This window comes from Paraburkholderia fungorum (assembly GCF_900099835.1).
GTDB lineage: Bacteria > Pseudomonadota > Gammaproteobacteria > Burkholderiales > Burkholderiaceae > Paraburkholderia > Paraburkholderia fungorum_A.
In genome coordinates this window covers 2,444,146-2,459,231 of record NZ_FNKP01000001.1, presented here as the reverse complement: position 1 = coordinate 2,459,231, position 15,086 = coordinate 2,444,146, and the positions used below count along the sequence as shown (strand labels likewise).

Sequence of the window (15,086 nt, the reverse complement as noted above, 5' to 3'; positions counted from 1 at the left end):
GCACCTCGCAATTCCCTTTGATCGACTCGCCAGGCAGGAGGCAGGATGGCAACGGCCACGAAGACGCCGGCTAAACGAGCCACGTCTCAAACAAACGCGGCTGCCGCAGCAAAGTCGACACGAACGTCGGCTCGCACTGGCAGCAGCGGGGTGAAGAAAGCATCGTCGAAAGCTGCCGGGGTGGCGGCCAAGACCGCAGCGGGCGCAGCGAAGAAGGCCCCCGCGAAGACCACCGTGAAGCGCGCGCTCAACGGCGCGTCTGCGCACGCGCCTGCTCCGGTTGCGAAGCGCGTCAAAGCGTCGCGTGTGAAGGCCAATGGTAATGGTGCGTTGTCCGCCGACCTGGCCGGCGACGTGCAGGAACTGGCACGCGAAGGGCAGGGCGAAGTCGTGCGCAAGACGCGCGCGTCGGCAGGTGCGGGCGGCGAAGGCTCCAGTTCGAGCGAAGTCGCGGTGCCGGTGCAGATTGCCGGCCTGACGCCCGAAGTCACGCGTCCCGACTACTGGGACAAAGCGTGCGCCGACCTCGTCAAGCGTGATCGCATCCTCAAGAAGCTGATTCCGAAATTCGGCCCCGTGCATTTGCTGAGCCGTGGCGATCCGTTCGTCACGCTCGCGCGCTCGGTGGTCGGGCAGCAGATTTCGGTCGCGTCCGCGCAGGCCGTGTGGGCGAAGGTCGAGGCCGCGTGCCCGAAACTCGTGCCCCAGCAGTTCATCAAGCTCGGTCAGGAAAAGCTCACCGCGTGCGGCCTGTCCAAACGCAAGGCCGAGTACGTGCTCGACCTTGCCGAGCATTTCGTGTCGGGGGCGTTGCACGTCGGTAAATGGACGTCGATGGAAGACGAGGCGGTGATCGCCGAACTCACGCAGATTCGCGGCATTGGCCGCTGGACCGCGGAGATGTTCCTGATCTTCAATCTGTCGCGCCCCGACGTTCTGCCGCTCGACGACCTCGGCCTGATCCGTGCGATCAGCGTCAACTATTTCAGCGGTGAGCCGGTAACGCGCAGCGAAGCGCGTGAGGTGGCCGCGAACTGGGAGCCGTGGCGTACTGTCGCGACCTGGTACATGTGGCGTAGTCTTGATCCGTTGCCGGTCGACTACTGAAAGAAAAAGAAAGCGATTCCATTGAAAAACTATCGATTTTCTCGATTCGATAGTTGAGAAATGGTTTTGACATCGGCGAGCGCGGTTAGAATACGCGCTGCCGGTAAGTCCAAGGATTCCAACCAATGAAGACCACCTTTCTGGATTTCGAACAGCCGATCGCTGAACTCGAAGCGAAGATCGAAGAATTGCGCTTCGTGCAGGACGATTCGGCCGTCGATATTTCGGAAGAGATCGAGCGGCTGTCCAAGAAGAGCCAACAGCTCACTAAAGACCTGTACGCGAACCTCTCCCCGTGGCAGGTTTCGCAAATCGCCCGTCATCCGCAACGCCCGTACACGTTCGACTACGTGAGCGAGCTGTTCACCGATTTCCACGAACTGCACGGCGACCGCAACTATGCGGACGACCTGTCGATCGTCGGCGGCCTCGCGCGTTTTAACGGCCAGGCTTGCATGGTGATCGGCCATCAGAAGGGCCGCGACACGAAGGAGCGCGCGCTGCGCAACTTCGGCATGCCGCGCCCGGAAGGCTATCGCAAGGCCGAGCGCCTCATGCGTCTCGCCGAGAAATTCAGCCTGCCGATCTTCACGTTCATCGATACGCCGGGTGCTTATCCTGGCATCGGTGCTGAAGAGCGCGGTCAGTCGGAAGCGATCGGTCGCAATCTGTACGTGATGGCCGAGCTGAAGACGCCGCTGATCGCGACGATCATCGGTGAAGGCGGCTCGGGCGGTGCGCTCGCCATCGCTGTCGGCGACAGCGTGCTGATGCTGCAATTCTCGACCTATTCGGTGATTTCGCCGGAAGGCTGCGCGTCGATTCTGTGGAAGAGCGCCGCGAAAGCGCCTGAAGCAGCGGAAGCGCTCGGGCTGACCGCGCATCGTCTGAAGGCGTTGGGTCTGATCGACAAGATCGTCAACGAGCCGCTTGGCGGCGCGCATCGCGATCCGAAGGGCATGGCCGCCATGCTGCGCCGTGCACTCGCCGATTCGCTGCGTCAGTTCCAGGGCATGAGCATCAACGACCTGCGTCAACGCCGCTTCGACCGGTTGATGTCGTACGGCAAGTTCAAGGAAACGACGCCGGGTGCGTAAGCCCGCGCGCGTTCTCTTTCGTCCATCGGCGCACCACGCGCTAGCGACGTGACCACTTCCGCAGAATCGCCAGCCGAGCGCCTCGTTATCGAGGCGCTCGGCTTGGCGCTGTCCGCTGTTCCTGCGCATGAGCGTATTGCCGTGGCGTTCAGCGGCGGCGTCGATTCGAGCGTGCTGCTCGATGCCGTGGTGCGAGTGGTGGACGCCTCGCGTTGTGTCGCGCTGCATGTGCATCATGGGCTGAGTCCTCACGCCGACGCGTGGCTCGCGCACTGCCGGTCTTTTGCGCAGGAGCGTGGGGTCGAGTTCGACGCCGTGCGCGTCGACGTGTCGCGCGCGGCGGGCGTGAGCGTCGAGGCGGCGGCGCGTGACGCGCGCTATCGCGCGTTGGACGCGATGAGTGCGGCGCGCGGCATTCGCACGCTGTGGCTCGCGCAACATGCGGACGACCAGGCGGAGACCGTGCTGCTGCAATTGCTTCGTGGCGCCGGGCTCGCTGGGCTCGCGGCGATGGCGCCCGAATATGTGCCGGCGGGTTCGGCGACGACGCGCGTCAGGCCGTTGCTTCAGGTGTTGCGTGCGCAACTCGAGCAGTACGCGAGCGCGCGCAACCTGAGCTGGATCGACGACGATTCGAACGCTGATACACGCTACGCGCGCAATGCGTTGCGCCATGAGGTGACGCCGGCCTTGGCGGTCCACTTTCCGGGTTTTCGCGACGCACTTGCGCGGACGGCGGCGCACGCGGCGTCGGCGCAGCGTTTGCTCGACGAACTGGCGCGTATCGATATGGCAGCCGTGTCGCGAGACGAAGGGCGAGCGTTGGCGCACGAGGCGCTGCTCGCACTCGACGACGATCGCGCGCTGAATCTGCTGCGTTACTGGATGCGAGGTGCTGGCCTGGTCGCGGCGTCGAGCGCGCGGCTGACCGATGCGTTGCGTCAGTTGCGCGAGGTGGGGGCTACCGGGGACGGGCATCGTCTGCGAATCAATCATGCGGGGCAGGCGCTTCGTAGTTATCGCGGCCTGGTGTATTGGGAAGCGGGAGCTAGTAGCGACCCCGCCGACGAAACCGCGCTCGCTTCGCGTGAAATCAGCGAGCTTGCGTGGCAGGGCGAACCAGTATGGCGCTTGCCGCAATGGCGCGGGACGTTCGTGTTTGCTGAGGTGGCTGCGATTGCGGGCAGCGAGGGTGATGCGGCTTCTGATGACACGCTTGACCTCGATACAGTATCCCTCAGCGTCCTGAAGCGCGCATTGCTAAGCGCGCGATCGCGTAGCGGCGGCGAACGGATGCGCACCTCCGCTTCCCCCGACGCACCGGCCCGTACGTTGAAGAACCTGTTCCAGGAGCGCGGCGTTCCCGCGTGGAAGCGCGACGTCCCGTTGCTTTTTATCGGCGATGAACTGCTGTTCGTGCCCTTGCTCGGCGTGAATCGCGCAACGGCGGCCGCATCGGCGAGTTCGAGCGAACCGCGCGTCAGGATCTCGTGGCGCGAGGATCTGCTGATCGCCTGACCGGCCGTTCGGCTATCCGGCCTGCGTCGCCGCAAAGACCGTAAAAAGGGCGCAAAGCCGCACGCAATAAGCCTTTCCAGCCGCGATTCCGCGCATTTCTTTGGTCCTTTCGGCTTGTCTTTTTGCGCCCGATCGGGTACGTTAACTTGTTTGCCCGACCCGATTTCTCCAATCGCTTTTGTCGCTGTCGCCGGTTTGCGAGCGTGATCCGTCGTTTCCCCGTTTAGCCATTAGCGATCATTTCCGGGCAAATCCGCGCGTGCTGCACGCGTGCTGCATTTACGCCGCCACACACTTTGCCGCCGTTCACAAGACGTTGCGCTCCTGTGCTTTTGTGCGGTCGTCACCAGCGCGCCAGCGCGGTTTCTCTTCCAGTTCAGAACGACAATGGCACTCATCGTACATAAATACGGCGGCACCTCGATGGGCTCGGTCGAGCGCATCAAGAACGTCGCCAAGCGCGTCGCGAAATGGCACAAGGCCGGCCACAAGATGGTCGTCGTGCCGTCGGCGATGTCCGGCGAAACCAACCGCCTGCTCGGTCTCGCGAAAGAAATCACTTCCCAGCCGAGCCCGCGCGAACTCGACATGATCGCTGCCACCGGCGAACAGGCGAGCTCGGGCCTGCTGGCCATCGCGCTGCAGGACGCAGGTGTCGACGCGGTCAGCTATGCCGGCTGGCAAGTGCCGATCAAGACGGACAGCGCGTTCACGAAAGCGCGCATCAGCGAAATCGACGGCGAGCGCGTGTTGCGCGACCTCGACGCGGGCAAGGTGGTGGTGATCACCGGCTTCCAGGGTGTCGATCCGGAAGGCCACATCACCACGCTCGGCCGTGGCGGTTCCGATACGTCGGCGGTTGCGGTCGCTGCCGCGCTGAAGGCCGATGAGTGCCTGATTTATACCGACGTCGACGGCGTGTACACGACCGACCCGCGCGTGGTCGAAGAGGCCCGTCGCCTCGATCGCGTGACGTTCGAAGAAATGCTGGAAATGGCCAGCCTGGGTTCGAAGGTGTTGCAGATCCGCTCGGTGGAATTTGCCGGCAAATATCAGGTCAAGACGCGCGTGCTGTCGAGCCTGACCGATCCGCTCATCCCGCTCGAGACTGAAATGAAGTCGGGCACCCTGATTACTTTTGAAGAAGACGAGACCATGGAAAAAGCAGTCATCTCGGGCATCGCGTTCCAGCGCGACGAAGCTCGTATCGCCGTGATGGGTGTGCCCGACAAGCCGGGCATTGCGTATCAGATTCTCGGCCCGGTGGCGGACGCGAATATCGACGTCGACATGATCATCCAGAACCAGAGCGTCGAAGGCAAAACGGCATTCACGTTCACGGTTGGCCGTGGCGATTACCAGCGCGCAATGGACATCCTCACGGGCCAGGTGCAAGGTCACGTGCAGGCCGAAAAGGTGCTGGGCGATCCGAAGGTGTCGAAGGTTTCCGTGGTCGGCGTCGGCATGCGTTCGCATGTGGGTATCGCTAGCACGATGTTCCGCACGCTGTCGGAAGAGGGTATCAACATCCAGATGATCTCGACCTCCGAAATCAAGATTTCGGTGCTGATCGACGAGAAGTATATGGAGCTCGCGGTACGCGCGCTGCATAAAGCATTCGAGCTGGACCAGGCGTAATTCTGCTGAATCACGGGGCGCTCAAGAGCGCCCCGTTTTTTTTTGCATGCAATGTGAACAAATTGCGTCGCCAGAGACAAAGTTGGCACAAAAAATGTTCGTTAGACATTGACCTTCGCAGTTTGGCCCGCTATTATCTTGGCTTCGTTGCACTGACTCCCTGTGCAACAGAAAGTTTGGGAGACGTGGCCGAGAGGTCGAAGGCACTCCCCTGCTAAGGGAGCATCTGGGCCAAAACCTGGATCGAGGGTTCGAATCCCTCCGTCTCCGCCAGAAGTGGTAGAGAGAACCCCGCAGAGTCTAGGCTCTGCGGGGTTTTTGTTTTTGCGGCTCCACTTTATCTGTAGCAGCAAGCGGCTTCGTCGCTGTGATTCGCGAGAGGCAAGGTGCAAGAGAACTTACCGCAGATACAAACAGGTTGGGACAAAGAAGAAGCGCCACACCACGAGCTTCAGTGAATATTTGACTTGTGAAAAAGTGCGATTGAATCAGCCTGATTTTATGAGCACGTGAGGTGGATTGAGGTGAGGGAAGTAGGCGGAGTGCTACAAGCATGACCTCATGCTGCCCGAGAAAAACGCGACATCACACACAGTCAGATCAGTCTCAGAGCGTCGAAAACGCCCCACACGCTGTTCTCAAGCACTACAGCCATGAACCCTTATCATCAGCCATCGGTCAGGCGGCTCAGTCTGCTGCGTTATTGACAGATGCCCCTCCACTCGCTGAAGAGTGAACGCGACCGCGCCCGGCTTCTCGCTCGGGTGAACCGGGCCACGATAAGAGAACGCCTGGTCGCCAATCTTTGCGAATGCGCCTGAAACTGCATAGCTATAAACCAGGCGGCCATACAGAATCACGGGCATGCGGATTAAAGCCTCCGGAAGACAGCGCGCGAAGCGGCGGCGCGCAATTAGATGATGAGGAACGGGGGAGAAAGGTTCGGCGGATAGCTACCACTCGCCCAACCAGATAATTGATAAGTGGCAAAAGCCATAAGCAAAAGCCGAAGCAAATTTGTCCCGCCGATGCTACCCGCAGACCTCGCCGCAACTCGTAGGAGCACTCGGATAGTTTCATCGCGAGCGAACAAGGTGGCGCATTCCGCCAATCGATGCGCACACGCTCATTCGCCTGCCGCAAAAACAAAAACGGTATGGCTCCGCAGACGACAAAAGTCTGCAAAGCCATACCGTTACGCCCATTGTGATCACCAAGGCGAGCCGCTCAAATCGCACGGCTCGCCACTACTTTTAAGTCGGAACGCGGGCACGTCCCCTTCGGTTCAATCAGCCGCGCTCACTTCAAAACGCGTGCCGCAACCCCACCATGCCGACAAACTGCGAAGGTCCCGACGACGGCGTCGTGTTCTGCGAGTCACCGACCACCGCCACCGCATCGGTAATCGCCGTCGTGCCCGTGCCGCTGCTCACCAGCGTCTTGCCGCTTGCGTGCTGATACGCTTCCAGCAGATACACCGTCGTACGCTGCGAAAGGTTGTACGTCTGCTCCAGAGAAATCTGGTGATAGCGCGCCGGATCGCTGATCCCATTCGCCTTGCTGGCCTGCGTATAGCTATAACCACCGCCCACAATCACGCTAGGCGTCACGCGATAAGTCGAGATCAGCCCATACGTGTTGAACACGGCCTGGCTCGCGAACAGCGAGTCGTGTCCCGGCGCGTACTGCACGTTCGAATAGTTGACGCCGACCATCAGATCCTGCCAGTTATAGCGGGCCGCCGCCGCGAACAACTGCGCGCTGCGCGCGGTCGCATAGCCGCTGTTCACCGGTGAGTTGATCGCGAAGCTGCCGAGCGCTGCGCTCGTCGCAATGTCCTTCAGCTTCACGTAACCCACGGCGATCGCGAACGGCTTGTAGTCGTAGCGGAGTGCCGCGCTGAAATGGCTACCGTTTGCAACGCTGCCCGGCACGCCACCCAGACCGTATTGCGCGCTCATCTGCAAGCCGGAAATGGTCGGCGACAAGTAGGTGATCGAATTGTTGAAACGCAGCGTGGTGTCGAGTGCGTCGATATCGCCCGGATGTGCGCCGGTCGCGCCCGTGAGCACGCCGGTCGGTCCGAGTGCGCCGACCATCTGGAAGTACGGCGTGTACTGACGGCCAAGCGTCAGCGTGCCGTAGCGGTCGTTGCTGAGTCCGACGTACGCTTGCCGGTTGAACATGTAGCCCGCGCTGCTTTGCGCGCCGGTCAGCGAGTTGAAACCGCTTTCGAGGCGGAAGATCGCCTTCGTGCCGCCGCCGAGATCTTCCGAGCCGAGCAGGCCGAACTTGCTCGCCTGCAGGTTGCCCTGGCTCATGTAGACGTTCGAACTTCCTTTCTGGTTGCTGGCGTAGGTCAGCGCGTTATCGACGACGCCGTACAGCGTGACGCTGCTTTGCGCCGACGCATTGGCCGACAATGCTGCGCCTGCGAGCGGCAGGCAGGAGAGGACGAACGCGCGAGTCCGCGCGCGCTTGAATGCGTTCATGGGTACTGGTCTCCGGATTGAATTGCCGGCCTGAAGCGATCGTTCAGGCCGGTGTTGCTGCGTGTTTTTTACTGCGCCAGATTGATCGTCAGGCAGCGCCAGCCATCGGCGGTCTGGTCGGATGCGAGCGTGCCGTTCGTGCATTCCACGTTGCGTGTCTCATGCATCGGCACATAGACGCGAACTTGCGTCTGCGGTTGCTGGACCCAACCTTCGCGTTCGACCGACACGCTCAACGTGTTTGTGTCGCCGCTGAGCGTGACGTTCCAGCGGCCTTGTTCGCCGTTGCGCCACGCCTGGCTTTCGCCGTCGTCCTCGACACAGGTGCCGTGCGCGCTGCCCACGCCGCCCGGCGGCACCGCGATGAATGCGCGCTCGTCGGCGGGACGGCAGAAGTGCTGTTCGGCGATGTTCAACGGCACCACGCTGCCTTCGCGGAGCAGGAACACCGGGCGCTCGTACGGTGCGGGCAACGTCACCGTCTGACCGCCGTCGAATGCTTCGCCGCTCCAGTACGAGACCCAGCGCGTGCCTGCCGGCAGGTAGACGTCGCGGGTCGACTGGCCCGCGTCGACCACCGGCGCGACCAGCATCGACGAGCCGAGCATCATGTCGTCGCCGTCGACGAGACAGCGCGGGTCGTGCGGGAACTCGGCGAACAGCGGACGCAACACAGGCTCGTACGCGCTGTGCGACTGCCACAGCAATTCGTACAGATACGGGATCAACCGGTAGCGCAGCTTGATCAGGTCGGCTACCTGCTGCGTGACTTCCGGGTACATCCACGGCTCGTTGACGGTGCCGTCGTCGTTCCACGAGTGAATGCTGAAGCGCGGCAGGAAGATGCCGAACGCGACCCAGCGAGCGAACAGTTCCGGGCCCGGCGCCGGACCCGAGAAGCCGCCGATGTCGTGGCCGCTGTTCGACACGCCCGACATCGCGAGCCCAAGGCCCATTTTCAGATTGAAGCGCAGCGTTTCCCACGACGTGTAGTTGTCGCCCGACCACGTCTGCACGTAACGATGCATGCCGACGCCGCCCGAGCGCGACACGAGGAACGGGCGCTTCTCAGGCGAGTGCTCGCGCTGCGCGCTGTGCGACGCCTGCATCATCAGATGCGTTTGCAATACCTTCGCCTGGAGCGCCGGGAACGCTTTGCCGAAGCCGTGAGCGATCGCGTCCGGCGACCAGATCTCGAACTCGTTGTTGTCGTTCCAGGTCGCCGCGATGCCGTACTTCAGCAGCGCGTCTTTCACGCGCGCCTTCCACCAGTCGATGGTGTCGGGGTTCGTGAAGTCCAGGTACGCGCCCACTTCGTCCCAGTACTGAACCCACGCCGGGTCGCCGTCTTTCGATTCGATCAGCAGGCCGGCCTTCGCGACTTCGTCGAACGCGGGGTGGTCCTGCAGCAGACACGGCTTGATGTTCGCGCACAGGCGCACGCCGTGTTCGAGGTAGCCCTGCACGAAGCCGTCGATATCGGGAAACTTCTCGTGATTCCAGTTGAACACGTAACGCTTCGGACCAATCGACGTATAACCCGACGACAGATGGAACGAGTCGCACAGCATGTCGTGCTCACGGCACTTGTCGATGAATTCGCCCATGCGCTGCTGCGCGTCGGGCGCGTCGGTGTAGCTCATCGTCGAGCCGGAATAGCCGAGGCCCCACTTCGGCATCCACGCAGGGCGGCCGGTGAGCCACGTGAAGCGGCGCACGGCATTCAGCGGCGTGGCAGCGGACGCGATGAAGTAGTAATCCAGGTCGCCATGCTCGGCGACGAAATGCCGGTAGTGGCCGTGGTAGTTGTCCAGCTCGCGGCCCATGTCGAAGCGGCAATCGGCGAGCGTGTCGTAGAACAGGCCGAAGCCCGTCGACGTCTCCGGCTGCCACGTCACGTAGAAGGGGATGTGCTTGTAGAGCGGATCGGTGGTGCGTGCGCTGTAACCCATCGCGTCGATATTGCGCATCTCGTAGCTCTGATGCGCGCGATCCAGCGAACCCGCGCGCTCGCCGAGACCGACATACATCTCGTCTTTACGACGCTCGATGTAGTGATACGCGCGCTTGTCCCACCAGCCGAAGTTGTACGCCTGCGTCTTGCGGTCGCTCATCACGCGATGCCAGGTGCCGTCGTGCAGGATGTCCCACGCACAGAAGCCGCCTTCGAGCGTCACGGTCAGACGCACGCGCGCCGTTTCGATCACGACCTGATCCGCGCCGTTCGATAGCTTGAACGGCGGCGGCACGAAGCCGCTCATATCGCGACGCTCACGCCCTTCGAGCGCGACATCTTCGGCGCCGGGCGCAATCGCCCAGGTGCGCGGGCCGTGCGTTTCGCCGTCGGGCAGCACCAGCACGCGGATGATGTCCTCGGCGAGAACGAACAGTTCGATCCGGCAGTTTTCCTGCGCGGTCAGAACGAGGTGGTTGTCGGCTTGCGACGACAACGCAAAACGGGGCGGATGTTTCAGATTCAGTGAGCGCATGATGGGTCTTCGAATGAGGTCACGCAGGGAAGCTTGCGCCGTGGCTGGCGACCTGACGCGGACGGCCGTCGGGCGGCACGCCGCGCATCAGGATGATCAGCAGCGTCGCGCCGATGATGTCGAAAGCGCCGAGGGCGCCGAATAGCGGGGTGTAGCCGATCGAGTCGGCGAGCGCGCCGACCGTTAGCGAGAAGCCGAGGCCGCCGACCCACGCGGCCATGCCCGCAAAACCGGCTACCGTGCCGACTTCGCTCGGGTCGAATACGTCGGCGGCGAGGGTGTTCACGAGTGCGGAAATCATCTGGTGCGCAAAGCCGCCGACGCAGAAGAGGGCAATCGCCTGATACGGCGACGCGACGAGGCCGATGCAAGCCGGTCCGAGCATCATCAGTGCGCCGAGCACCACACCCGAGATACGCGACCACACCAGCGGCACGCGCAGGTGTTTCATCAGGAACGGCGACAGGTAACCGCCGAACAGTCCGCCGAGGTCGGCCGCGAGAAACGGCAGCCACGCGAACAGCGCGATCTGCTTCAGATCCATGTGACGCTGTGTGGCGAGGTAAAGCGGAATCCAGAAACTGAAGGTTTGCCACGCGGGTTCGGCGAAGAAGCGTGCCTGCGCGATCGCCCAGAAACGGCGCGTGCGCAGCACTTCGCGGATACTGCGGCGGTGCGTGGCGGCCGGTGCCTGCCCGCTCGTGATCGTCTCGCGCTCGGCGTTGCCGATCAGCTTGTGCTCAGCCGGCGAGCGGTACAGCACGTACCATGCGGCGGCCCATACGAAGCCGAGCGCGCCGGTTACCGCGAAGGCGCTTTGCCATCCATAGCGCAGCGACAGAAACACGACCAGCGGCGGCGCGAGCAGCGAACCAAGCGACGTGCCCGCATTGAAATAGCCGACGGCCACGGATTTTTCGCGATCGGGAAACCATTCGGCGACCACCTTCATACCGGCCGGAATCGCGACGGCTTCGCTCAACCCCATCAGCCCGCGCAACGCGGCGAGCGACAGCCAGCCGCTCGCGAAACCGTGGAATACGCCGGTCATCGACCACAGGCACGCGAATAGCGCGAAGCCCAAACGCAAACCGATCAGATCGATGATCACGCCGCAGACCGGCTGCATCACCGTGTAGCCGATCTGGAAAGCGCCGACTACGTATGAATACTGCTGCGTGCTCATGTGCAACAGCGTCATCAACTGCGGCGCCATCACGCCGAGCGAGTTGCGCGACAGGTAATTGACGATCGTTCCCGCGCATACGAGCGCGATGATCCACCAGCGCAGTCCAGCGATTGTTTTCAAAATCGGTCTCCGTGGCTCATGGGTCCGCCGCTTCGATGCTGCTCAGAGGTCCATGCGCGAATTCGAACATTTTTCAGATTTTCAGCGTCAGTCATCGTATCACCTGGATGGCTGCTAAACACTAGGGAAAACCATGGGTCATTTGAAAAAAATGCCTGTTTCATGAGCAAATATTATTAAATTTGCGTAATGGTTTGAGAGGTCATCTGACGACGGCGCACATCGTCAATTTTGATTAAATGTTCTTTCGAACGTTGAATGTTCGTTTTTGTGGTTATCCGGGGGTGCTGTTTTCGTATGTGCGTCCGTCGCGACGGACTTGTGCCGCCGACAGCCGTCCCCAGCCGCCGTGCGCGCCTTGCGTAGAAGAGGGGGCGAGATGGACAAAAGAAGAGGGCGGCACAGTCGGATCTCACGAGCACACATTGCGACGCTATCCCAATGCCCGGATCGTGAGTGATGTGCAAGGCAGGCCGACAGACAGCTCAGTTACAATCCCGCTGCTTTTTCGCCGAAACCTTGTCCGATGTAACCAGAAGTTACCCACTGGGCAGGTGCGCGATGTTATGCATCAGTTATTACAAAGTTGAAATACGCGAGGGAATCCCTTGCGCTATATTTCGGCCACAACAGGTTCTTCCAAAGGGTGATCGATGAAGTCCGCTCGTCTTGTTCCACTGCTTATCGGGGTTTTGACGTTGGGTGCATCAGGCGCAGCAATGGCCTCGGGTCTCAACGTCGGGGTCAATATCGGTATTCCCGCGCCGGTCTACGTTGCACCCGCGCCGGTCTACGCACCGCCTCCGCCGCCCCCGCCGCCGGTCGTTTATCAACCGGCTCCGGTGTATTACGGCGGCCCGGCCATCGTGATTGGCTGGCATGGCGACCGCTACTGGGACGGCCGCCGCTACTGGGCGCGTGACGACTGGTATCGTCATCATCCCCCGGGCCGCGCCGACTACGGCCGCGACCACTACGACAATCACCGCGGCTGGCACTAAGCTGTGATGCGTCGATGAGTTCATCGCTGAGCTCATTCAGCAGGTTCAAAAAACCGCCTTGAAAAAGGCGGTTTTTTTATTCCATCGAGCGAAACGCTGGGTGGATATTGACTCCGCCCACGGGTGCCATTCCGCCCACCACCGCACTGAATCCACTATCGGCGTGCACGATTGCCGCCGTCACCCTTGCCGCCAGATCCGACAACAGAAACGTTGCGGTGTTGCCCATCGGCTTGATCGTCACGTTGCGTCTGAGAGGACGCATCTGCTCGACGAAATCGGGAATTGTTCCGAAGCCTTGAAAGCCGCCTGCGGCCAGTTTCCCGATCGGGTTCGTGCGCCGCGCAGCTAGAAATCCACCCGCACATTGCGCGTGACGACCGCGCGGAGAGCACAGCTTTATTCGGTAGAATTCCCCAACATCGAATCTTGCCCACTGACCAACAAGGCCCCTATGACATCTGGCTCGCGACGGGATCAAACGCCTCGTGCACTTGAATGCAGCGTGATTCATAGACCCTCGCGTGTCGGTCAGGCGGTTGTGCCGCGAATCGTGCGGCCGTGGCGTTCGGCGTGTGCGTCGCTGCTGGGCGGTCTGGTCGCCGTGGCCGCTTTGCTTGCAGCGCCGCAAGCGCAAGCGGTCTACGCGATCGCGCAATACGGCGAGCCGAAATATCCGGCGGATTTCAAGCACTTCGACTACGTCAATCCTGATGCGCCCAAAGGCGGCACGCTGGTGCTGGCGAATCCGAGCCGTCTCACGAGCTTCGATAAATTCAATCCGTTCACGCTGCGCGGTAATACGGCACCCGGCGTCGACCTGATGTTCGAAAGCCTGACCACCGGCAGCAGCGACGAAGTGGCATCCGCGTACGGATTGCTCGCCGACGACATCGCGATCGCACCTGACGGCTTGTCGGTCACTTTCCACATCAACCCGAAAGCACGTTTTTCGAACGGCGATCCGGTCACGGCGGAAGACGTCAAGTTCTCGCTCGACACGTTGAAAAGCCCACAAGCCGCGCCGCAATTCGCGTCGATTTTCGGCGAGATCACGCGCGCGGTCGTGGTCGATCCGAGCACGATCCGCTTCGAGTTCCATCAGCGCAATCGCGAATTGCCGCTGCTTGCGGGCGGCATGCCGGTGTTCTCGCGCAAGTGGGGCTTGAAGCCGGACGGCACCCGCATTCCGTTCGACCAACTGGCGTTCGAAAAGCCGATTGCGAGCGGTCCCTATCTGATCGATTCGTACGATAACGGCCGAACCATCACGTATCGGCGCGACCCAAACTATTGGGGCGCGGCGTTGCCGGTGCGGGTCGGCACGAACAACTTCGATCACATCGTCTATAAGCTGTATTCGGATGCCACCGCGCGGCTCGAAGCATTCAAGGCGGGCGAGTACGACGCGCTGGTCGAGTACGTGGCGCGCAACTGGGTGAGGCGCGATGTCGGCAAGAAATTCGATAACGGCGAGCTGATCAAGCGTGAATTCCCGCAACATAACGGCACCGGCATGCAGGGCTTCGTGCTGAATACGCGGCGGCCATTGTTCCAGGACGTGCGCGTGCGTAAGGCGCTCGATCTCGCGCTCGACTTTCAGTGGCTGAACCGGCAACTGTTCTTCAACCAGTACACGCGTATCGACAGCTTCTTTGCCAATACGGATTTGCAGGCGAAGGGGCTGCCGTCCCCGGGTGAGCTTGCGCTGCTCGAACCGTGGCGCGCGCAACTCGATCCGGCGGTGTTCGGTCCGCCGCCGAAGCAGCCCGATACCGATCCGCCCGGCTCGTTGCGAGCCAACCTGTTGCAGGCGCGCGCGTTGTTGCAGGAAGCGGGCTGGACCTATCGCGACGGCGCGTTGCGTAACGCAAAGGGCGAGCCGTTCCAGTTCGAGATTCTCGACGACTCCGGCTCGGCGGCGGCGATGGAGCCGATCGTCGCTACCTTCATCCGCAATCTGCAGAAGCTGGGTATTACCGCGACGTTTCGTGTGTCGGATTTCGCCGTCTATCAGAAGCGTCTGGACGCTTTCGAGTTCGACGTCACGACGATCCGCATGCCCGACGTGCAGGTGCCGGGTTCGGAGCAGATCGAGCGGTTCGGCAGCAAGGCGGCGGATACGCAAGGCTCGGACAACGCTATCGGTGTGAAGTCGCCTGTCGTCGATGCCGTGCTGAACGCGCTCGTGCATGCGCAAACGCGCGAGCAACTGGTCGACGCGACGCATGCGCTCGACCGTCTGCTGATGCATGGCTACTATGTCGTGCCGCAGTGGTACAGCGGCACGCATCGGGTGGCGTTCAGGCGCGGCCTGGCGTGGCCGAAAACCCTGCCCCTGTACTATGGCGCGGAAGGCTGGATCACCTCGACATGGTGGCAGGAGCCGACGCACAAGCAGCCGCCTTCGTCTTCGCACTGACACGTCATTCATT

General features: G+C 61.8%; 9 protein-coding genes, 1 tRNA gene and 1 pseudogene. 7 read left to right on the top strand and 4 right to left on the bottom strand.

Features of this window, described 5'->3' with window-relative positions:
* The first annotated feature begins 45 nt into the window (after positions 1-45).
* The 5 genes from BLS41_RS10770 (at position 46) to BLS41_RS10750 (ending at position 5,633) form a co-directional block, all read left to right on the top strand.
* Positions 46-1,107: a DNA-3-methyladenine glycosylase family protein gene (locus tag BLS41_RS10770; protein WP_074764294.1), complete on the top strand. Its 1,062-nt coding sequence runs from the start codon at positions 46-48 to the stop codon at positions 1,105-1,107.
* Positions 1,108-1,232: 125 nt separating this feature from the next.
* Complete coding sequence (locus BLS41_RS10765; protein ID WP_074764293.1) at positions 1,233-2,204, top strand: acetyl-CoA carboxylase carboxyltransferase subunit alpha; 972 nt, start codon at positions 1,233-1,235, stop codon at positions 2,202-2,204.
* 48 nt (positions 2,205-2,252) lie between these two features.
* On the top strand, positions 2,253-3,722 hold the full coding sequence (gene tilS, locus BLS41_RS10760; RefSeq protein WP_074764292.1) for a tRNA lysidine(34) synthetase TilS: 1,470 nt from the start codon (positions 2,253-2,255) through the stop codon (positions 3,720-3,722).
* Positions 3,723-4,109: 387 nt separating this feature from the next.
* Positions 4,110-5,360, top strand: coding sequence for an aspartate kinase (locus tag BLS41_RS10755; protein WP_074764291.1), 1,251 nt, complete (start codon positions 4,110-4,112; stop codon positions 5,358-5,360).
* Positions 5,361-5,539: 179 nt separating this feature from the next.
* Positions 5,540-5,633: transfer RNA gene (locus BLS41_RS10750), tRNA-Ser, on the top strand.
* Positions 5,634-6,664: 1,031 nt separating this feature from the next.
* On the opposite strand, the gene BLS41_RS10745 is transcribed toward BLS41_RS10750, so the two are convergent.
* From BLS41_RS10745 to BLS41_RS10735, 3 genes are all read right to left on the bottom strand, one after another.
* Positions 6,665-7,852 (bottom strand): porin, encoded by a 1,188-nt coding sequence (locus BLS41_RS10745; RefSeq protein ID WP_074764290.1) that lies wholly within the window; start codon positions 7,850-7,852, stop codon positions 6,665-6,667.
* Between the two features lie 68 nt (positions 7,853-7,920).
* On the bottom strand, positions 7,921-10,341 hold the full coding sequence (locus tag BLS41_RS10740) for a glycoside hydrolase family 31 protein (RefSeq protein WP_074764289.1): 2,421 nt from the start codon (positions 10,339-10,341) through the stop codon (positions 7,921-7,923).
* A gap of 19 nt (positions 10,342-10,360) precedes the next feature.
* Positions 10,361-11,650: an MFS transporter gene (locus BLS41_RS10735; RefSeq protein WP_074764288.1), complete on the bottom strand. Its 1,290-nt coding sequence runs from the start codon at positions 11,648-11,650 to the stop codon at positions 10,361-10,363.
* A gap of 653 nt (positions 11,651-12,303) precedes the next feature.
* Here BLS41_RS10735 and BLS41_RS10730 point away from each other — a divergent pair.
* A complete protein-coding gene (locus BLS41_RS10730; RefSeq protein WP_074764287.1) occupies positions 12,304-12,651 on the top strand; it encodes a hypothetical protein in 348 nt (115 codons plus the stop codon).
* A 76-nt stretch (positions 12,652-12,727) separates the two neighbouring features.
* On the opposite strand, the pseudogene BLS41_RS39545 reads toward BLS41_RS10730, so the two are convergent.
* A pseudogene (locus BLS41_RS39545) lies at positions 12,728-12,982 on the bottom strand (SDR family oxidoreductase); the annotation flags it as partial.
* A 123-nt stretch (positions 12,983-13,105) separates the two neighbouring features.
* Here BLS41_RS39545 and BLS41_RS10720 point away from each other — a divergent pair.
* Positions 13,106-15,073 carry an extracellular solute-binding protein gene (locus tag BLS41_RS10720; protein ID WP_083379957.1) on the top strand — a complete coding sequence of 656 codons (1,968 nt, stop codon included), beginning with the start codon at positions 13,106-13,108 and terminating at the stop codon, positions 15,071-15,073.
* Positions 15,074-15,086 lie beyond the last annotated feature (13 nt).

Bases quoted from the DNA above. Each gene is read 5' to 3' on its own strand.
- BLS41_RS10770 (WP_074764294.1), top strand. From the start codon at position 46: ATGGCAACGGCCACGAAGACGCCGGCTAAACGAGCCACGTCTCAAACA.
- BLS41_RS10765 (WP_074764293.1), top strand. From the start codon at position 1,233: ATGAAGACCACCTTTCTGGATTTCGAACAGCCGATCGCTGAACTCGAA.
- BLS41_RS10755 (WP_074764291.1), top strand. From the start codon at position 4,110: ATGGCACTCATCGTACATAAATACGGCGGCACCTCGATGGGCTCGGTC.
- BLS41_RS10745 (WP_074764290.1), bottom strand. From the start codon at position 7,852: ATGAACGCATTCAAGCGCGCGCGGACTCGCGCGTTCGTCCTCTCCTGC.
- BLS41_RS10740 (WP_074764289.1), bottom strand. From the start codon at position 10,341: ATGCGCTCACTGAATCTGAAACATCCGCCCCGTTTTGCGTTGTCGTCG.
- BLS41_RS10730 (WP_074764287.1), top strand. From the start codon at position 12,304: ATGAAGTCCGCTCGTCTTGTTCCACTGCTTATCGGGGTTTTGACGTTG.
- BLS41_RS10720 (WP_083379957.1), top strand. From the start codon at position 13,106: ATGACATCTGGCTCGCGACGGGATCAAACGCCTCGTGCACTTGAATGC.